At 42.9% G+C, this 20,741-nt stretch carries 19 protein-coding genes; 10 read left to right on the top strand and 9 right to left on the bottom strand.

The window, feature by feature from the left end; genetic code table 11:
• Nucleotides 1–17 precede the first annotated feature (17 nt).
• Together GTW09_RS01465 and GTW09_RS01470 are read right to left on the bottom strand one after the other, a co-directional pair.
• Entirely contained in the window at nt 18–3,179 is a 3,162-nt protein-coding gene (locus GTW09_RS01465) for an efflux RND transporter permease subunit (protein ID WP_163109426.1), read from the bottom strand.
• Nucleotides 3,179–4,420, bottom strand: a complete 1,242-nt coding sequence (locus tag GTW09_RS01470; protein ID WP_163109428.1) for an efflux RND transporter periplasmic adaptor subunit — start codon at nt 4,418–4,420, stop codon at nt 3,179–3,181. The genes GTW09_RS01465 and GTW09_RS01470 overlap by 1 nt, the downstream gene beginning before the upstream one ends.
• Before the next feature lie 310 nt (nt 4,421–4,730).
• Between GTW09_RS01470 and GTW09_RS01475 the strand changes: the two genes are divergently transcribed.
• A complete protein-coding gene (locus GTW09_RS01475) occupies nt 4,731–5,039 on the top strand; it encodes an isoamylase early set domain-containing protein (protein ID WP_163109430.1) in 309 nt (102 codons plus the stop codon).
• A 108-nt stretch (nt 5,040–5,147) separates the two neighbouring features.
• Here the strand turns inward: GTW09_RS01475 and GTW09_RS01480 are convergent, their stop codons facing one another.
• Entirely contained in the window at nt 5,148–6,074 is a 927-nt protein-coding gene (locus tag GTW09_RS01480) for an electron transfer flavoprotein subunit alpha/FixB family protein (protein WP_163109432.1), read from the bottom strand.
• Nucleotides 6,071–6,823 carry an electron transfer flavoprotein subunit beta/FixA family protein gene (locus tag GTW09_RS01485; RefSeq protein WP_100972221.1) on the bottom strand — a complete coding sequence of 251 codons (753 nt, stop codon included), beginning with the start codon at nt 6,821–6,823 and terminating at the stop codon, nt 6,071–6,073. The genes GTW09_RS01480 and GTW09_RS01485 overlap by 4 nt, the downstream gene beginning before the upstream one ends.
• A 370-nt stretch (nt 6,824–7,193) precedes the next feature.
• On the opposite strand from GTW09_RS01485, the gene GTW09_RS01490 reads away from it, so the two are divergent.
• The 5 genes from GTW09_RS01490 (at nt 7,194) to fldA (ending at nt 11,608) form a co-directional block, all read left to right on the top strand.
• The gene (locus GTW09_RS01490; protein ID WP_071979073.1) at nt 7,194–8,843 is read left to right on the top strand and encodes an electron transfer flavoprotein-ubiquinone oxidoreductase; all 1,650 of its coding nucleotides are present in this window, start codon (nt 7,194–7,196) and stop codon (nt 8,841–8,843) included.
• Between the two features lie 527 nt (nt 8,844–9,370).
• Nucleotides 9,371–9,769, top strand: a complete 399-nt coding sequence (locus GTW09_RS01495) for an H-NS histone family protein (RefSeq protein WP_163109434.1) — start codon at nt 9,371–9,373, stop codon at nt 9,767–9,769.
• Nucleotides 9,770–9,881: 112 nt separating this feature from the next.
• Nucleotides 9,882–10,649, top strand: a complete 768-nt coding sequence (locus tag GTW09_RS01500; protein WP_163109436.1) for an alpha/beta fold hydrolase — start codon at nt 9,882–9,884, stop codon at nt 10,647–10,649.
• A gap of 185 nt (nt 10,650–10,834) precedes the next feature.
• Nucleotides 10,835–11,053 carry a DUF2788 domain-containing protein gene (locus tag GTW09_RS01505; protein WP_163109941.1) on the top strand — a complete coding sequence of 73 codons (219 nt, stop codon included), beginning with the start codon at nt 10,835–10,837 and terminating at the stop codon, nt 11,051–11,053.
• Nucleotides 11,054–11,083: 30 nt separating this feature from the next.
• The gene (fldA, locus tag GTW09_RS01510; protein ID WP_071979077.1) at nt 11,084–11,608 is read left to right on the top strand and encodes a flavodoxin FldA; all 525 of its coding nucleotides are present in this window, start codon (nt 11,084–11,086) and stop codon (nt 11,606–11,608) included.
• A gap of 55 nt (nt 11,609–11,663) precedes the next feature.
• On the opposite strand, the gene GTW09_RS01515 is transcribed toward fldA, so the two are convergent.
• Nucleotides 11,664–13,661: a methyl-accepting chemotaxis protein gene (locus tag GTW09_RS01515; RefSeq protein WP_163109438.1), complete on the bottom strand. Its 1,998-nt coding sequence runs from the start codon at nt 13,659–13,661 to the stop codon at nt 11,664–11,666.
• A gap of 312 nt (nt 13,662–13,973) precedes the next feature.
• On the opposite strand from GTW09_RS01515, the gene fur reads away from it, so the two are divergent.
• Nucleotides 13,974–14,399, top strand: a complete 426-nt coding sequence (gene fur / locus GTW09_RS01520; protein ID WP_071979079.1) for a ferric iron uptake transcriptional regulator — start codon at nt 13,974–13,976, stop codon at nt 14,397–14,399.
• A gap of 192 nt (nt 14,400–14,591) precedes the next feature.
• Here the strand turns inward: fur and GTW09_RS01525 are convergent, their stop codons facing one another.
• The 4 genes from GTW09_RS01525 to GTW09_RS01540 are packed head-to-tail and all read right to left on the bottom strand — an operon-like array spanning nt 14,592 to nt 17,853.
• On the bottom strand, nt 14,592–15,458 hold the full coding sequence (locus GTW09_RS01525; RefSeq protein ID WP_163109440.1) for an aminotransferase class IV: 867 nt from the start codon (nt 15,456–15,458) through the stop codon (nt 14,592–14,594).
• The gene (locus GTW09_RS01530) at nt 15,455–16,405 is read right to left on the bottom strand and encodes a 5-oxoprolinase subunit C family protein (protein WP_163109942.1); all 951 of its coding nucleotides are present in this window, start codon (nt 16,403–16,405) and stop codon (nt 15,455–15,457) included. Before GTW09_RS01530 ends, GTW09_RS01525 begins: the two co-directional genes overlap by 4 nt.
• Complete coding sequence (locus tag GTW09_RS01535) at nt 16,395–17,108, bottom strand: 5-oxoprolinase subunit B family protein (protein ID WP_163109443.1); 714 nt, start codon at nt 17,106–17,108, stop codon at nt 16,395–16,397. The genes GTW09_RS01530 and GTW09_RS01535 overlap by 11 nt, the downstream gene beginning before the upstream one ends.
• Nucleotides 17,109–17,127: 19 nt before the next feature.
• Nucleotides 17,128–17,853: a 5-oxoprolinase subunit PxpA gene (locus GTW09_RS01540; RefSeq protein ID WP_163109445.1), complete on the bottom strand. Its 726-nt coding sequence runs from the start codon at nt 17,851–17,853 to the stop codon at nt 17,128–17,130.
• Between the two features lie 65 nt (nt 17,854–17,918).
• On the opposite strand from GTW09_RS01540, the gene GTW09_RS01545 reads away from it, so the two are divergent.
• The 3 genes from GTW09_RS01545 to GTW09_RS01555 all read left to right on the top strand — a co-directional run bounded on the left by GTW09_RS01545 (nt 17,919) and on the right by GTW09_RS01555 (nt 20,732).
• A complete protein-coding gene (locus GTW09_RS01545) occupies nt 17,919–18,902 on the top strand; it encodes a CvfB family protein (protein ID WP_071979084.1) in 984 nt (327 codons plus the stop codon).
• Nucleotides 18,903–18,966: 64 nt separating this feature from the next.
• Nucleotides 18,967–19,362, top strand: coding sequence for an OsmC family protein (locus tag GTW09_RS01550; protein ID WP_163109447.1), 396 nt, complete (start codon nt 18,967–18,969; stop codon nt 19,360–19,362).
• A 239-nt stretch (nt 19,363–19,601) separates the two neighbouring features.
• Nucleotides 19,602–20,732 (top strand): efflux RND transporter periplasmic adaptor subunit, encoded by a 1,131-nt coding sequence (locus GTW09_RS01555; protein ID WP_163109449.1) that lies wholly within the window; start codon nt 19,602–19,604, stop codon nt 20,730–20,732.
• The last annotated feature ends 9 nt before the right edge of the window (nt 20,733–20,741 follow it).

Raw genomic sequence — 20,741 nt, forward strand, 5'->3', positions numbered from 1 at the left:
AAACTCAAAACCTCACATCAGCCTGCATTTTCAATTTCAGAATTACTGCTTGTCGCGTTATTCATATCTTTACTTTTGTTTGTAAAGACCGTCTTTATATCGTTAAGAATTAAGTAAAGCGCTGGCACAAGAAGCAGTGTAATAACAGTAGCAAACAAAATACCAAACGCCAGTGAAATCGCCATGGGTATGACGAGCTGCGCCTGTAGGCTACGTTCAAATACAATTGGCATTAGCCCCATAAAGGTAGTGAGTGATGTAAGAATGATGGCCCTAAAACGCTGTGTACCGGCACTTATTGCAGCATCCATCAGTGATAGCCCCTCCTTTCTCGCTCGGTTCACAAAATCAACCATAATGAGGCTGTCGTTAACCACAACACCCGACAGCGCAATGATTCCGCAAATAGACAATACGCTGACGGCCATGCCAAGTACTAAGTGACCTACAATGGCACCTACTACACCAAAAGGTATCACCGACATAATGATAAGCGGCTGGCTGTAAGAGCGAAGTGGAATAGCCAGCAGGGTGTATATGGCAAATAATGCAAACAGTAAGCCTTGCATAAAGCTAAACATAGCATCAGCCTGCTCTTTGGAGTTGCCCTGTAGTTTAAATTCAACGTTGGGATAGCGAGCAAGTAAGTCTGGCATAACATTGTCTATCACGTCATAGGTAACCTCTGACGGGTCCATTAGCGCCTTATCTACCACTCCGGTAATGGTTACTGAGCGTTTTCCGTCTACCCTTATGATTGAATCGAAGCCTTGCCCCAAACTAAAAGTTGCAACCTGTTCGAAGGGGATCTCTTGTCCGTTAGGCGCTCTTACACGCATATTTTCAAGGTGCTCAATAGAGCTGCGTTCAGATTTTGGATAACGCACCATGACTTTGATTTCTTCATCATCGCGCTGGATACGCTGTACCTGAGCGCCGTAAAATCCAAAACGAACTTGTTGTCCTAACTGTTGAAGCGAAATTCCCAACGCATCTGCTTGTGGCTTAAGTGCCAGCTGTATTTCATCGCTACCACCAGAGAAGGTATCGTTAATGTCGGTAACACCTTCGTAGGTATCAAGAACTTCTTTTATTTCATCGGTAATGGCGCGAAGCGCATTAATATCGCTAGAACTAAATTCGAAGCTTAGGTCGGCTCCCCCACCAGGGCCTCCTGGTGAACTTATGCTAAAGGTTTTCACGCCTGGAATTTCAGGGATCTCTTCCCGCCAGCGTTCTTGAATATCAAAGTCTGAGAGACTGCGGGTTTCGCCTTTTGTTAGCTCAGCGAATATCTCACCGCCAAGGTTACCATTATTAAAGGTCATGGCATGTTTAATTACATTACCGCCGGTTTCCTCTGCCACTTTTTCATCCATTCGCTGCATTGCATCGCGAAGCGTGTCAAGAACACGGTCTCGCTGCGCAAGCGAAGAGCCAGGCTCTAATTCAAAACTTGCTGACATAAAGTCGCTTGGAATACTTGGGAAAAATACAAACCTGACAATGCCACCGCCGAATGACCCAATGGTTAAGATGAGCATAGCTAAGAATATAGCCACGGTTGTGTAGCGATTTTTTACTGCTTTCGCTAAAAATGGCGCGTAAGTGTTATGGATAAACTTCTTAATGCCTTCGCTAAAAAAATCTCTAAAGCGTTGGAATTTATTAGCTTTTGCTGGGTCGTACGGCTTTAACTTCATGTGCACCAAGTGTGCAGGCAAAATAAGCTTAGACTCAATGAGGGAGAAAATCAGGCATACAACAACCACCATGCCAATGGATTTCCATATGATGCCAAAGGGCCCAGACACCATCAGCATTGGTGAAAATGCAGCAATGGTGGTTAAAACACCAAAGGTCGCAGGCATAGCTACTTTCTTAACACCTGCGATTACGTTGTCGGCACTATGGCCCTTAGCGTCTATCTCCGAATAGGCCGATTCGCCCATAATAATAGCGTCATCTACCACAATTCCCAGAACGAGAATAAAGGCAAACAAACTCAGCATGTTGATTGACACGCCAACCATATCAAGGGGCATTACTAGTAAGGTGCCTAAAAAGCACACTGGCAAACCTACAATCACCCAAAACGCCAGTTTAATTTTCAGAAACAGTGATAAGACCAAAAACACTAACAACGCACCGAAAAACATATTCTCCAGCATCATGTTCAATCTATCAGCGAGGTAAAAAGAACTGTCTCCCCAAGTGTCTGCTGTAATGTGCGCTGGAAATGTCTCTTTTTCTTTGTCGATGTATTGGTTAACTTGTTCAGAAATTTCTAAGGCATTTTGATCGCCCACTGCTCTTACGCGCAAACTTACTGCGTCTTTTCCATCAAACAGTGCATATTGATTGTTTTCAATAAAACCATCGTTGATATAGGCAACGTCGCCAAGTGTTACACGCGTGCCGTTGCTGTTTGATACCAGTATAATTTGTGAAAAGTCCCAACCGGTGTAGGCTTGTCCTTTGGTTCTCAGAAGAATATCGCCGTTTTCTGTGCGAATTGAACCGCCCGGCAAATCCACACTCGACTGACTAAGTCGGGCAACAACATCAGAAAAAGTAAGGTTGTACTTTTGTAAATCTGATTCAGACAACTCTATTGATATTTCGTAATCTCTGGCGCCCACAACTTGTACGCTTGAGATACCTGGTAGGTTAGCGATATCGTCGCGCAAGTCTTTTGCAAATTCTTTTAACTCACGCTCTGTGGCATCGCCGTATACTGAAACCCAAATGACGTCTTGTTGAATTTTTTGTCTGTAGATGACTGGTTTTTCAGTATCGGCAGGAAAACTAGGAATAGCATCAACCTGCACTTTTACTTCATCGAGGAGCGACTTAACGTCATAGCCTTCTTCAACTTGAATGCTAACTGTACCCATTCCCTCTACAGCAGTGGCATTGAGTTGTTTTATTCCCTCAAGCTCTTTCACAGCCTCTTCTATTTTTAGCAGCACGCCCTCTTCAACTTCTTGAGGCGCTGCCCCCAAATAAGGCACTCGAACATTGACGACATCTATTTCAAAACTGGGGAATACTTGTTTTTGTATGCTAAATGCGCTGAATAATCCTCCAACAATAAGTAACCACATCAATAAATTTGATGCCACATTGTTGCGTGCAAACCACGCGATTAAACCGCTATTTGTATCTATGCGACTCATTAGTTGTCACCTTTAGAAGATTTAGCAGAATCGGAACCGATTTCATTTGTATCTTTGCCTCGATCTGACGTCGCCTCTTCAGCCAGCTCAACCTCATCACCCGGCAGCCTTACCTTCATACCGTTATAGGGATTTGGAACCGCACTAGTAACTACCAATGCACCCTCGCGCAATCCGCCATCTATGTAAACTTCTTCTGCGGTTGTTCTGGTAACATCAACGGGCACAATTTCTATCTCTCGGTTTTCGTTTACCGTGAGTACCGTATTATCGAGGCGAAGAATATTTCGCGGTAAAGCAATTAATGCTTCTTTTTTACCTGACGTAATTTGAGCCTCAACAAATTGACCGAAGCGCAAAGGCGCATCGCGGTTTTCAATTAATTGATAAGGCTTTTCTACTTCTACTACAGCGAATACCACACGGCTTCCGGTGTCTAAAATACCTTCGGTTCTCACCAAGCGCCCTGTCCATGTGCGCTTAATACCTCCTGCTATGGCTTGTAGGGTTACTTCACCGCCATCAGAAAATTGATTTGCGATATCGATAAATCTGAGATCGCCATCGGTGATTGGCAACCTAACCTCTGCAGTATCGGTTGAATAAATCATGCCGATAGGCGTTCCCATTGCAACGAACTGCCCCAAATCGATATTTCGTTCAACAACGATACCATTGTAAGGCGCTTTAATATTCGTGCGCTCAAGGTTACGCTTTGCGCGTTCTAACTTTGCTTCAGCGGCTTTAACATTTGCTTGCTCTTTTGCGAGTTGAGGCTTGCGTAAACCCAGCTCTGGCGGTGTTGAGTTTCGAACTGAGCGGTACTCCTGTTCCGCAACCTTACCCCGCGCAATCTCTTCTTGCAAAGCAGCTTGCGCTTGCGCAAGTTCGGCCTCGGCAAGTTTCACATCAGTTTTGTAATCTTCTTGTTCTAAAACCGCTAGTACGTCGCCCTTATTGAAGGTTCCGCCTACAACAAAGTTATCTGACAAGCTAACTACCTGCCCACTGACCTGTGCACTCAATGAAGTTTGATGTTTGGGAACCACGTTACCCTGAGACTCAACAACAAAGCTGATTGATTCGGAAGACACTTCTTTAGCGTCAACAAGGAAGGCCGGTATTTCAACAGGAACTTGTTCTGGCGGCTTCTTAGCGCTAATCATTACCACCGCAGCAACGATTGCAGCGCACACTATGGCAAGTGGAATACCACTTTTTTTCAACACAGAGTCTTTCATTTACTATCCCTAGGAAAACTATTTTGAGGCTTTTAAATTAAGCCATTTTATCTTTTATTTTGTGGCACGGAGTTTACTGATTTTTCTGCTATTTTGCTCTATCTAGATTGTTAGATTTTATGTATTTTTTATAAAAACTTTCTCTTTCCCACTAATCAAACGCAGTAAAAATCCAGCCCAGGTGGCAAAAAGTATGATTGAAAAAGTTTCAAATATCGGTGATTATTTATTCGCTCTGGAGAGAATGAGCTTAGAAGAAGTCAATTTCTTCTAAAAATAATATTTTCGCTACGTTGAAGAGAAACACATCATGAGTCTTAAGAAGCAATACCTTAAATCGAAGCCTGTGTGCAAAGTGACATTTCGACTGAATGCGGAAGCAGCAGGAGAAGCGAAAAACGCTGAGCTTTACGGCGACTTTACTGGCTGGGACGACAAGCCCCTTTCAATGAAAAAGCTAAAAAGTGGAGACTTCACCCTAACCGTTGATTTAGAAAAAGATGCTGAATACCAATTCCGCTATCTTATCGACGGCCAAACTTGGGAAAACGACTGGGAAGCCGACGCATATAAGCGCTCGCCCGTTAGTTTTGAAGAAAATTCAGTTGTTCGCGTCTAAGTCACGACTAAGACATCTAAAACAATAATTACAGATTCCCTACAAAAAGGGCTGCCTAATTGGCAGCCCTTTTTATTTATCTCGCTGTTTCCAACGTCGATTTATGTTTTAAATCGCGCTTTCCAATTCTGGAAGCACATCAAACAAATCACCCACTAAGCCGTAATCGGCAACTTGGAAAATAGGCGCTTCTTCGTCTTTGTTAATAGCAACAATAACTTTTGAGTCTTTCATACCGGCTAGATGTTGAATAGCACCAGAGATACCTACCGCAATGTACAACTGAGGTGCAACAATTTTACCCGTTTGTCCAACTTGCATGTCGTTAGGTACAAAGCCAGCGTCAACGGCGGCGCGAGATGCGCCCATTGCTGCGCCAAGTTTATCTGCAATACCTTCGAGAAGTTTAAAGTTCTCGCCATTTTGCATTCCGCGACCACCAGAAATGACCACGTCAGCAGCAGTTAACTCTGGGCGCTCTGACTCTGTAAGCTCTTCAGAAACAAAATCAGACTTACCGTTAGTTTTTACGATATCAATAGCCGCAACGTCGGCACTGTTGCCAGTTGGCGCAGCATCAAAAGAGGCAGCACGTACTGTGATAACCTTAGTGGCATCGCTCGATTGCACTGTAGCGATTGCGTTACCTGCGTATATTGGACGAATGAAGGTGTCTTCACTTTCTACGCCAATAATATCCGAGATTTGCGCAACATCTAATAGAGCTGCAACACGAGGCATAAAGTTTTTACCCGTCGTCGTTGCTGCTGCAATCACGTGCGAATAATCGCCAGATAGTTCTAACACTAGGTCAGCAACATTTTCAGCTAACTGGTATTTATAAACAGCGTTATCGGCAAGCAATACTTTGGTGACGCCATCTACTTGCGCCGCTGCATCAGCAACAGCCTGACAGCCTTCACCTGCTACCAATACATGAATGTCGCCACCCATTTGCTTTGCAGCATGCACTAGCTTATTGGTTTCAGTTTTTAGACTCGCATTATCGTGTTCTGCGTATACAAGTACTGTCATGAGATCACCTTCGCTTCATTTTTAAGTTTGTCTACTAACTCGGCAACGTCTGCTACTTTAATACCGCCCTCGCGCTGAGGTGGAGGCGTTACTTTAAGTACTTTCACATTAGACGCCAATTCGACGCCAAAATCTGCTGCAGCTTTCACGTCTAGTGGCTTGCGTTTCGCTTTCATAATATTTGGAAGCGATGCATAGCGAGGTTCATTCAGGCGCAAATCGGTAGTAACAACTGCTGGGAGAGAAAGTGCAATTGTTTGAAGGCCGCCGTCGATTTCACGGGTAACATTCACTTTCTCGCCATCAACAGCAACCTCAGATGCGAATGTTCCTTGAGGCATGCCGGTTAATGCCGCTAGCATTTGTCCAGTCTGATTGTTATCAGAGTCGATACTCTGCTTACCTAAGATAACAAGTTGAGGTGCTTCTTCTTCGACCACTTTCGCTAGAAGCTTAGCAACTTGCAATGAATCAAGGTTTTGGTCGGTGTCTATTTGAATACCGCGATCAGCACCGAGTGCTAGCGCAGTACGAATTTGTTCTTGGCAGCTCTTGTCACCTATTGAGACAACAACAATTTCAGTGGCTACGCCTTTTTCTTTAAGTCTAACCGCTTCTTCAACCGCTATTTCGCAAAATGGGTTTATGGCCATTTTTGCATTTGTAAGGTCTACGCCAGATTCGTCGGCCTTCACTCTTACCTTAACGTTGTAATCGATCGCGCGTTTGACCGGTACGAGTATTTTCATAATTACCTCAATTATAGAGTTCGTCGGTGTCTATTACGTTTCACTAATAATTATCTATTAAAAATTAAAAACGTATTACTTCACCACGCTTTTTGAAACTTTAATACGTGTTTTACGTTAAAAAAGAAACCGTGGAACGTCCGTTTTTACAAGGCTAGCTTGAAAAAGACGTTAACACTACGTTTACGATCGCATAAAATGCGTTTTCACTTAACGTTAACGTAAACTGCTGTGCAATGTACTTACTGTTGACGTAAACGTCAACCTAGATTACCTTGCAGAACGACATTTAATTTACATGTTTTTGACACAAAGCATTATTTGTTTCATCAATAGTGCACTATAAAAATACAAACATAAGGAGCCTCCCGTGGAACGAGAATCGATGGAGTTTGACGTAGTCATCGTCGGTGCCGGCCCAGCTGGATTATCAACTGCTTGCAAGCTAATGCAGCTTGCCAACGAGAACGACCAAGAACTGATGGTTTGCGTAGTCGAAAAAGGCTCCGAGGTGGGTGCACATATTCTCTCCGGCGCCGTTTTTGAACCTCGCGCTATTAATGAACTGTTTCCTGATTGGAAGGAAAAGGGTGCACCGCTCAACACCCCAGTTACCGAAGACCACATTTATCTTTTAAATGATGAGAACTCGGCTAAAAAGCTACCCAACGGTATTACACCTAAAACTATGCACAACGACGGTAATTACATTGTGTCTATGGGTAATGTTTGTCGATGGCTTGCAGAACAAGCCGAACAGCTAGGTGTTGAAGTATTCCCTGGCTTTGCAGCTGCAGATGTTATTTATAACGAAGACGGCAGTGTTGGCGGTGTTATTACCGGCGATATGGGTGTTGGAGAAAATGGTGAGCAAAAAGATGGCTACATGCCAGGTATGGAGCTAAGAGCAAAGTACACTGTTTTCGCAGAGGGCTGCAGAGGACACCTCGGCAAAGAGCTCATTTCTAAATTCAACTTGGATAAAGACAGCTCCCCCCAGCACTATGCAATAGGCTTTAAAGAAATTTGGGATATAGACCCAGCGAAACACCAGCCTGGACTCGTTGTTCACAGCGCAGGGTGGCCACTCGATGAGGCTACTGGCGGAAGCTACATGTATCACGCCGAAGATAATCAGGTGTTCGTGGGGCTCATTGTAGATTTAAATTACGACAACCCGTATCTAAGTCCATTTGACGAATTCCAAAGACTTAAACATCACCCTGTCTTTAAGCAATATTTGGAAGGCGGTAAAAGGGTATCTTATGGTGCTCGCGCAATTGCAAAAGGCGGTTTTAACTCATTACCTAAAATGACCTTCCCAGGTGGTTTGCTGGTTGGATGTAACGCAGGTACTCTCAATTTTGCAAAAATTAAGGGTAATCATACTGCGATGAAGTCGGGCATGCTTGCAGCAGAAAGCATTTTTGAGGCGATTCAGGAAAACAGCGAATCTCCGGTAAAAGAGCTAAATAGCTTCACCGAGAAATTTAAATCTTCTTGGGTTTACGACGAACTGTTCCGTTCTCGAAACTTTGGCCCTGCTATTCATAAGCTGGGTAATTTCTGGGGTGGTGCATTCAATACTCTAGAGCAAAACTTCTTCAACGGTAATTTATTCTTTACCATGAAAGATGAGCATAAAGATTATGCTCAGTTAAAAGAAGCGAGTAACACGCAGGAAATTAATTACCCCAAACCCGATGGCGTACTAAGCTTTGATAAACTCTCTTCTGTATTCTTATCTAACACGAATCATGAAGAAGATCAGCCCTGTCATTTACAGTTAAAAGATCCTTCAATTCCTATCCAAATAAACTTACCGAAATATGCGGAGCCTGCTCAGCGTTACTGCCCTGCCGGCGTTTATGAAGTAATTGAGGATGAGGGTGAAAAGCGTTTTCAAATTAACGCACAAAACTGCGTACACTGTAAAACGTGTGACATCAAGGATCCTAGTCAAAACATTAGATGGGTAGTACCAGAAGGTGCAGGTGGACCAAATTACCCCAATATGTAAAGGCTGAAATATGCATGGGTGGCTTTAGTCTTTGTTTGAATGAAAGCCACTATTGATTAACAAACGTAATCGCAATAAAAGTGGGCAGCTTTTTTATAAGCGCCCGCTTTTTTTTAATCAATACCATTGTGCATAGATACTTACCCACTCAGCGAAACTTAAAATGTTCGTCATCGCGGCGTGTTACCGCAGGTATAGTGGTTTTACATCAAGGTGACACGACAAAATGTACGGACATTTTAAGACCAAATTTGCACGCTGAATTTGCGATTTCTATTTTCATTACTTTCTAAGACAGCCGTTCTCAATTACTTTTTTCTCTACTTTTTCCTGCTACACACCTATTTTTATAGGCATTTCATTTACAGAAAACCGCTTAATTTTGAGAATTCTAATCTGCTCATTTTAATTTTCGTAGTATACTTTACAAAGAATATGCAAAATACCGCTGTCAAAATACAATGTTTAGTGAACTAAATTCATAACGTATATTCTACATATTATCTTCAACGTATTAAGGTTAATAAATGAGTGAATTTTTAGATATTTTAACCCACGGAAGACGTTTACAAGGCGCGATTAAGGAATTAAGTATTGGTGAGCTTGAATCAGTTCAAGAAAAGTTATCCAATATTATAGATAAGCGTAAAGAAAAAGCCCTTGAAGAAGAAAAAAAAGCCCAAGAAAAAAGAGAAAAACTGGCTGCAATAAAACGGCAGATGGAAGAAGCCGGTCTTGATGTTGATGACCTAAAGGCTTTAACAGAAGACTCAGGTAAAAAGACAGGTAAAAAGCGTCCCATCAAATACAAGCTTGTGGACAGCAATGGTGCAGAGCACCCTTGGACAGGCATTGGTAGAATGCCCAGAGTGTATAAAGAGGCACTCGATGGTGGTCAAAGCCTCGACAACTTTTCGATAAATTAAAACGTTATCAATTTTAGCCTGCTCTGCAGGCTTTTATCTTTTTAATATCTCGGCCTACTTGCAATTATGGCCCGTTGATAATTTAGACTATATTCGTAACATTGGAAATTGTGTGGAACTTAACTATAAACTAACTCCTTGCGAACATTCAGACTCATGGCTTTTTCTAATTCACGGCCTGTTTGGAAGCGCTGACAATTTAGCCATTGTTAAGCGTCATTTCGAAGCCAAACATAATATTGTGAGCATTGATTTGCCAGATCACGGTGAATCTGAATGGACAGACGGCTTTGATATTGAAACGGCAGCCGAGGCGGTAAAACAAATAGCCGATCAAATATCGGTGAAAACATTTGCAATTCTAGGCCATTCCCTTGGGGGCAAAGTGGCTATGAAATTAGCGCTCAAATACCCTACTTGTGTGAGTCATTTAATTGTTGCTGACATTGCACCGGTAGCCTACTCCCACAGACATCAAACTATATTCGACGGGTTAAATGCGGTAGACCTCGCTTCCTTAACCACTAGAAGAGATGCTGATAGCGCCATGGCTACGGTTATCAAAGAAGCTGGGGTGAGACAGTTTCTGCTTAAAAGTTTATATCGAAAAGAGAATGGCGATTGGGCGTGGAAGTTTAACCTAAAAGGCCTAATTCAGAGTTACCCTAAGATAATCAACTGGCAACCGGTAGACAGTCAATTTACAGGCACAACATTATTTATTAAAGGAGCGAAATCCGACTATATTATCAGCGAATATAAAGACGATATAGCTCGCTATTTTCCGAACGCAAAAGCGCATATTATTGATGGTGTTGGGCATTGGCTACACGCAGAGAAGCCCTCTGTTTTTAACGCCGTGGTAGAAAGGGTTTTATAGAGTGGCCTTGTAAAATCAATGTCACAGAATCGTTGGATTTTTGAAACACAGTTTGCAAAACATCGCTAAGACAACTTACAGCGGTTAAAGCATTGCGCACTATTACATTTTTTTGAATATTTGGGTCTCTCACACACTCAGATACTGTGGTATAGTTGCGCCAGAAATTTTTGATAAACGACACTATGCTTGCAGAAAACTACGAACTAATTGAGTCCATTATGTTGTATGGCGGCCTTTCAATTCTTTTTGGGTTGATGGGGTTTGCCGTTCATGATGTGCTGCGTAAGAACGATGTTCCTCTCATTGGCAGAGTAGTAACCTACGGTGTGCTTGGTCTGGGTGCTATTGGGTTTCTAGCCAAGGGTATCATCGAATGGTTCTGGCTTAATTCAGGCGTTTAAATAGACAGTAACGATTAATAGAGGTTTGATATGGCGAGCGTTGGCCTATTTTTTGGTAGCGACACGGGTAACACCGAACATGTCGCGAAGATGATTCAAAAAGAATTAGGTAAGCAACTCATTGACGTTAAAGATATTGCTAAAAGTAGCAAAGAGGACATTGCCGAATTTGATCTACTGATTTTTGGCATACCAACCTGGTACTATGGTGAAGCGCAATGCGACTGGGATGACTTCTTCCCAGAGCTTGAAAATATCGACTTTAACGACAAGCTTGTAGCTATTTTTGGCTGCGGCGATCAAGAAGATTACGCTGAGTATTTCCTTGATGCCATGGGCATGGTTCGCGATATAGTAGAAGCGAAAGGGGCTATCCTTGTTGGTCAATGGTCTACCGATGGCTACGACTTTGAGGCATCTAAGGGTTTAGCAGACGACAATCATTTTGTCGGTCTAGGCATTGACGAAGATAGACAGCCTGAGTTAACAGACTCACGCGTTAAAGCTTGGTGTAAACAAATACATGATGAGCTTTGTCTAGCAGAGCTTGCATAACGCTTACAATAACGCCCCGCAAGATACTAAAACCGCTCATTTGAGCGGTTTTTTGTTACAGCTGAAAGCGCTCTACCGCTTTTCGTAAACTTTCTGTTTGTGCATCGAGCTTCATTGTAGACTCGTTAGACTGCCGTGTACTTTGGGCACTGGAGTCGGCTAAGTTCACTATGGTATTCAAGCTTTCTGCAACATCGGCAAGCAGCACGTCTTGTTGCTCTGTGTCGGTGACAATATGCTCGTTAATATTGCTCAACTGCTCTATTATTTCGCGAATATTTCTTACCTGCTCAGCAACCTGATGGGTTATTTCAACGCCATCTCTGGCTTGCTCTCTTCCAAACTTGATGGCTTTAACGGCTTCAGCAGCATCTTTTTGTAAATTCCCAATCATCTGCTCAATTTCTTCTGTTGAATCATGGGTTCTATTTGCTAACGTTCTAACCTCATCAGCAACAACGGCGAATCCGCGACCTTGCTCCCCCGCCCTTGCCGCTTCAATAGCAGCATTGAGCGCCAACAAATTTGTTTGTTCTGCAATGGTTTTAATAACATCAAGAATGCTACCAATAGAACGGGAGTTCTCATCTAGACGCCCAATGATTTGTGCTGACGATTCTGCCTGTTTCGCTTGATTATCCACTTGCAGACGGTTGCGCTCTACCAAGTGTCCAATATCCTGGCTTTGCTTTGTAATATTGCGTAACGCTTCCATGGCCTGATTGATTTGCTTCAGGTTACTACGGCTTTTATCTTGAACGTTAAGCGTATTGGTAGACGTTACCGTTACCTGCTCTCTTTGTTCATCAACGTCGGCAAGGCTCTTGTCTCCAAGCTCTACGCTCTCTTTGGCTATTTCAATTAAGCGCTTTTCCTGCTCTAAAATATTGCCAACCAGCTCTCTCAAGCTATCTGTAAGGCTATTTACTTTGGCAGATAGTGCGGAAAACTCATCGTTACCCTCTTCTGATAACTTTTGACTTAGATCGCCTTTGCTCAACAAAATCAAACCGCGATTAATGCGCCCCAAAGGCTTTGATATGCTGCGCGTCACTACCACCGCAAGCACTATTGCTGTTATCAATCCAAAAATAGCCACAACGGTATTTTTAACAAGATTGGTTTGAACCGATTCTAAAATGGCATTTTGTCCGCTTAGCGCTTGAGACTGAACCCGCTTAAATAAGTTGTTTATGTCTTCTAGTGCTGTATTGAGCGATGCATTGGCGTTGGCCCTTTCGGAGATGGTTTTTTCAATGCTGTCGAGCTTCTGTTTTTGCAAATCGGTAAGCTTGTCTACCGCTACAAGCAAGGCGTCGTATTGCTCGTTAAATGCGCTTACCGTACCGCCATCGTCAATGCTAGAGGCTAAGCGATTAATATAATCTTTATCTACCTGCAGGTTACTAAGCTGATAGTTCAAGTCATCAATAATTCCCAAGCTTTCCTCAGAGCGATTTGACCCCGCCAACTCGATAAATGAATCGTTCATTGTCAGGAGCTTATTGTCGATTGCAGTACCAGCGCCAATAAGAGTTTCAATTCCAGGGTCGTCAGAATCTATATACGACAAATCTAACATGAGTGCACTTGCCTCATCGGCCGTCATAAGAACTTGCTCAAGTTGATTTTGAAGCTGAAACTCGATTTGAATGCGTGATTTTATAGCGGCATACATGTTGTTGCTGCTTTCTACATAATAAAGACTGTCTGCTATGGCTTTTTGGGCGTCTTTATTAGACGGCATCAGTGCTTTGAGGTTATTGAGATCTTCTGTGAACTCTACAGATAACTCATCGAACAACGCTTTATTTTTTTCAAATGCGGTTGCGTTTTCAACGTAAAAACCGTTAGCGGTAATAACAGATAAAGATAGAATTTCCGTCTTTACCCTCACCATACTAGTTTGCTCTGGCATTTTGCGCTCAACAACATCTTCTGCATATTTGCGTATATCGTTGAGTCCGAAGTAGGATAAGACACTGGTGAATAAGAGTAAGCACCCAAAAAGACCAAAGCCTAATGTTATTTTATTTATTATTGTTAACTGCATAATAGAATCCAACGAATACCCCCTACAAAAGCAAGGAGTGTCACAATAATCTTTCAATTCTAGTTTAACAGTATGTAAATTCAATGCACCAAAAGTTTATATCTTTTTTACATATTTGCGTTTTTTATCCGACACTTATTTCATGATCTCAACAAAGTTTATCCCCTCGTGGTTCATCCTGAGAATTACTTTTATTTCCCTACTGTGCAAAAATCGTTCGCTGACTTAAAGAAACCGTAGTTTTACTTTAAAATCCCATCAAGTTACCTATAATACGTGCAAATGTTTTTCACACTTTCTCAGTAGGTTGTAATGGATCAAAACAAAGAATTGAAAAGAGCTGGGTTAAAAGTCACCCTACCTCGCCTTAAAATTTTACAAATTCTGCAAGACCCAAATAATCAACACATAAGTGCGGAAGATGTGTACAAGATTTTGATAGATCAAGACGAAGAGATTGGTCTTGCCACTGTGTATCGAGTTCTCAATCAGTTCGACGATGCAGGTATTCTCAATAGACATCACTTCGAAGGCGGAAAATCGGTTTTTGAAATAAGCCACAAAGACCATCACGATCATCTAGTGTGCTTGAAGTGTGGAAAAGTCATTGAGTTTGAAGACGACGTTATAGAGCAGCGACAAGAGATGGTTGCAAAGCAGCACAACATCAAACTTACGCACCATAGTCTTTATCTGTATGGCGAATGTACAGACGGAAATTGTGACGCTGTAGATTAAGCGTCCCCCTTCAGTCGCGGCTACAGTACTAATTAGCCAGAGCGCTAAAGCGCTAGAGAATAATTACAAAAAAACCTGCTGATTGGCAGGTTTTTTAGTGTTTTAGTGCTCAGCTCTTTTATTCAAACCTCATACAGGCTGTTCAAAAGGTCGCAGCTGCTTACATGAAGGTATACCTGATATAGAAGCATGTTAGGCAATAAACTTATAGGCATGATAAGCCTTAATCGCTTTTTCCCACATGCGGCCTGCATTACCTTCGCCAATAATATGTCCACCTACTTCTATAACTGGGGCAACTTCTTTACTAGACGACGTAAGCCAAACTTCGTCAGCTTCTAACAACGCTTCCTTGGAAAACCAATCTTCTTCAACGGGCAGTTGAGCGCGCTTAAAAGCCTCAATTGCGATTTGTCGGGTGATACCCGGTAGTAACTCGTTATTTAAAGGTGGTGTAGTGATAATGCCATTTTTTACCATAAAAACGTTGCATGAACTGGCCTCGGTTATCAGCCCTTGCTGGTTAAATAAGATAGTTTCATCCACCCCAGCCTTAACGCCTGTCTGGTAATGCATAACGTTGCCTAGTAAAGACGTAGACTTTATATGGCAACGCTGCCACCGTTTGTCTTCCTCTAGCGCTACCTTAAAGCCTTTTACATCACCTTTAGCTTCTGGTTGTGGTGGCGGTATCTCAAAGGCAAATGCAAATACGGTAGGCGAGATATTGCTAGCATAAGCATGATGGCGTTTAGCGTCTGTGCCACGGCTCACGTGAAAGTACACGCCAATATTCTTACTCTCTATAAAATCAGCGTTCTTTCCTGCTAACTCAAGAACAATAGCTTTCCATTGCACATTATCGAACGGGTTTTCAATCTCGATAGCAGATAAACCATTGGCCAGTCGGGTAAGATGTCCGCTCAAGCCAACCGGCTGCCCGGCATAGGTAGGAATGACTTCGTAAATACCGTCACCGAACAAGAAGCCTCTGTCCATTGGGGAAATTCTGGCTTCGCTGAGGGGAAGGTATTCACCATTTAAAAATGCAATTGTCATGCTAATTCTCTTTTTAATTGATGCAGTTGCCGTTGGAACAACAACACCGATGCCCTAGCCTCTTCGTTATCTTGAAAAACAAAAGAGATTTGCTCGCCGGGCACTTGCTGCGCCAATCGACTTACGTCAAGCGGGTTTAAACAGCCTAGTTTTGGATATCCTCCCAACGTCTGTCTATCTCGCATCATAATTATTGGTTGCCCATCGGGAGGCACTTGTATAGCACCGATATGAATAGCTTCAGAGCGCATGGTGCTTAAAGATGACGCTACACCCTCTCCCGTTAATCGATACCCCATTCTATCTATCGACGGGCTAACCGTATAGATACTATTAGTGAAAATCCGTTTACATACGTCACTAAAAAAGGCCTCTTGATAACCCTTTATTACTTTAAAAGGAGTGTTTGCTTGGTAATTGAAACGCTTTTCTACCGGTAGCTCTCTTAGATTGAGGTTTTTAAAATTTAATTCTGCGATTGAAACAATTTCAATAACATCTGAATCTTGAAGCACTTGTCCATTTCCATGAATACCACCAAGCGACTCACGCACCACTGTGCAGGCACTGCCAGCACTTTTAGATACTTGCCATTGGCCTAAAATACTTAAATAAACTTTGCAGCCCAAACACTCACTAGAGACATCAACAATGTCATTTTTTTCCACAAATGTGGTTCTGTAGACGGGCTGTGCGCTACCGTTTACCTTCAGCTTTACTTGCCTACCTGTGGCAGCGATCACGCAGGCCTCGCTGAAACGCAAAGACATGTTTCCCATAATCTCTAAACAGGGCGTATTATCTTCATTGTGAGCGAGAAAATTTGCCCAATGGAAAGCAATCGTATCCATTGGACCCGACTGAGAAAAGCCCTGGCGCTGCTTGCCTTTTCTTCCTTCATCAACAATGAGGCTGAAAAGGCCCTTAGAGATAACTTCAACCTGCATGATAATCAACAAACTCACTTTCTGTTATAGAGCTAAAAGTAACGATATCGCCCGCACTGAGTAAGGGAATATTATTCTCGCCAACCATGGGTACAGGGCATAAGCCCAATAAATTCCAACCGCCAGGAGAATCACTGGGATACACGGCCGTTTGACGGTCGGCAATTGCTACTGCCCCTTTGGGAACTTTCTTTCTTGGTGAAGCTAGCCTTGCACATTGTAACGCTTTTGGAAGTTCTCCCATATACGCAAAACCAGGTGCGAACCCAACGGCATAGACTTTGAACTCCATGCTGGTGTGGAGCGCTATGATATCCTCTTTCTGAAGTGATGTTTTACGACTCACTTCGTCTAAGTCGTTCGCTGCCTTGGCGCCATACCAAACTGGCAGTGTATGTCGCTTAATCGCTTTTTGATAATCGTCATTGTTTTGGTTATGTAATCGCGTTTGCCACTGTTGAAGTGAATGATAAACAAAATGGCTATCAACCTGTTCTATATCGAAAACAATAAGCAAACTGTCGTAGGAAGGCACGCACTCAACAACCCAAGAGTTACCCGCTTTTGATGCAAAGCTGTCCAACATGTGTAACCACTGCTGACAGGCAGAGTTTGCCTGCTCTAGAGAGTCACCGGAAAAATACAACATAATGGCATCTGCACCTACCGGAACAAGCTGCCTTATACTGCCAAAGGGTTGCATGAAGATATCCTTATTTTGCTCACAGAAAGGCTCTTATTTGCCGAGCTATATCTACAGCACCGGCAGTATCGCCATGCACGCACAAGCTATCGGCCTGTAAATGCAGTGTCGCTCCCGATGCGGTAGTGACTGAGTGATGTTCGATGAGTTGTTTAGCTTGTTCTAATGCTTCTTGTTCATGCAACACTGCACCGGGTATGTGACGAGACTGCAGAAGCCCGTCGTCTGTGTAGCGTCTATCTGAAAATGCTTCAAACAAAAGACTCAAGCCAAGCGCCTGCGCTTCATCATAAATCAAGTCGTTTTGTGAGGTTGCCTGAACCATGAGAGGAATTTTACCCTGCCCTATAACAACAACGCTCTTCATGACCGTTTTGCGTACGTCGGCATCTTTCATCATGTCGTTGTATAAAGCACCGTGGGGCTTTACATAATCTACTGTAGTGCCAACAATATCTGCCATACCAATGAGAGCGCTCACCTGATATTGAATACAGGCCGTGAGTTCATTAGCTTGCATAGCCATACTTCGACGACCGAAGCCTTGTAAATCTGGGTAGGATGGATGAGCTCCTACACTTACATTATGTGCTTTAGCAATGTCTAACGCAGCTTTCATTACCAAGGGGTCACCCGCGTGAAAGCCGCAAGCGATATTTGCCTGGTCTATTTCAGACATAATATCGCGCTCAACCGGCATCGACCACGCGCCAAAACTTTCACCTAAATCGCAATTTAACTTCATAATGGTTTAGCTCTTAACCTCAATCCGATATCATGTTACCTGTTCTATTAAAAAAGTCAGTGTTAATGATAAATATTGGAAAAATTAATACATTGCGCGTCGTTGCACAGTACCCTTTTGGGTATGCGTTAGCAGCGCTAGAGCGCAGTGAAAATACCGTCGCCGATGAAGCAGAAAGCAAAGTATTTCAAGATAATGGCGCTCAAGATAATGGTTATGAGAGCGACCGTCATGACAGTATATCGTCGGCGGCTAATTTTGACTCGCAAGCTTACACACTAGGTGCTAACGATACGGTAACGCTTCCTCTTGATGAGGTAACAACACCTTTAGAGACCAATGCTGAAATAGAGGTATTTGTTGCTACAGATCAACGGGGCGAAGCTTACGCTACGGTAAAAAAACCATTGATTCAGGTTGGCGAAGTAAAAGTGTTAAAGGCTGTGTCGGCAACTAATTTTGGTGCATTCTTTGATTGGGGCTTAGATAACGACCTACTTGTGCCAGATGATTACCAGGCAGAGCCGGTTAGCGCGGGAATGAACTACGTTGTTCACACGTTTTTTGACAACAAAACACAGCGCATCTTGGGTGCAACAAAGCTGCATTATTTTCTCAAAGAAAGCAGTGCCTACTTAAATGAAGGCGACAGCGTAGAGTGTCTTGTTTATGCGAAAACCGATTTAGGGTTCAAAGTTGTTATAAACGAGAAAAACTTGGGGCTTATCTTCCACAGCGATGCGTTCAAACCATTGAAGGTGGGACAAGCAACATCAGGCGTTATAAAAACTATCCGCGAAGATGGAAAAATTGATGTTGTTCTTCAGCGCATAGATAAAAGCGCACGTGATGAACTGCAGCAGGCCATTCTTGATGATCTAGACGCTCATGGTGGTATTTCAACCCTTACCGATAAAAGCGCGCCTAATGATATTTACAGTCATTTCAACGTAAGCAAAGCTGCTTACAAAAAGGCCTTAGGCGCTTTGTATAAACAAAAGAAAATAACGATCAGTGCTGATGCAATACGGTTAAACAAAAACGACTAAGCATCAGTGCTAATAGCAAAGAATTTTGCACGCACCGCGTTAATTACAACATTTAGGATCGATAATGAAAGCACATGTTTCATGGGATAAAGACCTAACATTTACCGGCACAACGGACAGTGGCTACAGTACGGTTATGGACGGCAGTGGTAACGCTGTCTCTCCAATGGAGTCAGTTTTGGTAGCTATGGGAGCTTGCTCTAGCGTAGATGTTGTCGAAATATTAAAAAAAGGCCGTTTTGATATTACCGCTTGCGAGTGCAAGCTAGAAGCAAAACGTGCAGATGAGGCTCCTCGTGTATTCGAACAAGTTCACGCGCATTATGTTGTATCGGGTACAGGCATTACCGATAAAGCTCTAGCGAGAGCAGTTCAACTTTCTGCAGAAAAATATTGTTCAGTCATGTTAATGCTTAAAGACAGTGTCAATATCACCACCAGCTATTCACTGGTAGAATAGAAATCGGTTGTACACTCCTCTCTAGGCATATTATCAACATATACTTTGGTGTAATACGCCTTAGTTTAGCAATATTGACTAACAAATTTAAAAAAGGGCTAACTTAAAGCGTTGGCCTTTTTAATTTCACCGCTCAAATAACAGTAAAGCATTGATAAATAAAGACAAATACTTACTGGCACGTTAACTGCTCTAACCGGTCATTACGACATAACGACAACAACGTTAGGGCATTGACCATGGAACACACACAAGACTTTTCATCTACCCCCACATCTAACTATTCAGTTACCCCCTCGTTTTCTTTACGCTATACGCTCATCGGCAGCACATTAATTGCACTGGCATTATTGGCAACAGGTTGCTCAGAAGCGGATGCCGTTGATACAAAGGCAAACGCCGAAAAGGTAGAAGAGACCGTCTTTGCGGTACCTGTTGAAGCGACTCATTTAAAAACAGGCAACATCACTTCTACTTATGATACCACTGCTATTTTAGAGGCTAGAGAAGAAGCCTTTGTGTCTGCACGAGCGTCTGGAATTATTGAATCAATTTTTGTTGAAGAAGGTGATTACGTAGAAAAAGGACAAGCGTTAGCTCAGCTCGACAAACGCCGCTACGAGCTCAATCTATCCAAAGCGAAAGCAGATTTAGCCGGCATTGAGAGCGAGCTTGAACGGGTGAATAAAGTCTACTCTCAGAAACTTATAAGCGACGATACCTACGACAAGCTTAATGCCCAGTATGAATCGGTCAAAGCTTCGGTATCTATAGCGGAACTCGATTTAAAAGAAACCACGATTGTTGCGCCCATCAGTGGTTTTATAGCCTCTAGAAATGCAAAAGTAGGCAATTTAACCGAGTCTTTTCAACGTGAAAGAATGTTTCATATAGTGCAGCAGAAAGACTTGCAGGGCGTAGTCTATCTACCAGAAAACGAGCTTACTAATGTGTCTCAAGGACAGGTGGCAAAACTTACTGTCTCTGCTCTTAAAGACCAAGAGATAACGGCACATGTAGAAAGAATTAGTCCGGTTATCGACTCTGCCACCGGCACATTCAAAGTGACGCTAAGAGTCCCAAATGGCGACAATACGTTGAAAGCAGGCATGTTCACCGACGTATCATTAGAATATGCCACTCACGCCAATACCACACTTGTTCCTCGTCGTGCTCTGGTTACTATCGATAATAGCCACAGTGTTTTTGTCGTCGACAACGGCGTTGTAAAAAAAGTTAATGTAACTACCGGGTTTGAAAACAACGACGTTGTCGAGGTTACCGACGGGTTATTGGGGAACGAGCAGGTTGTTACCGCTGGTCATCAAAACCTGAAAGATAGTGCGCCTGTTGAAGTTGTTAACAGCTAAATTTGCGAA

Source organism: Alteromonas hispanica, from assembly GCF_010500915.1.
Lineage (GTDB): Bacteria > Pseudomonadota > Gammaproteobacteria > Enterobacterales > Alteromonadaceae > Alteromonas > Alteromonas hispanica.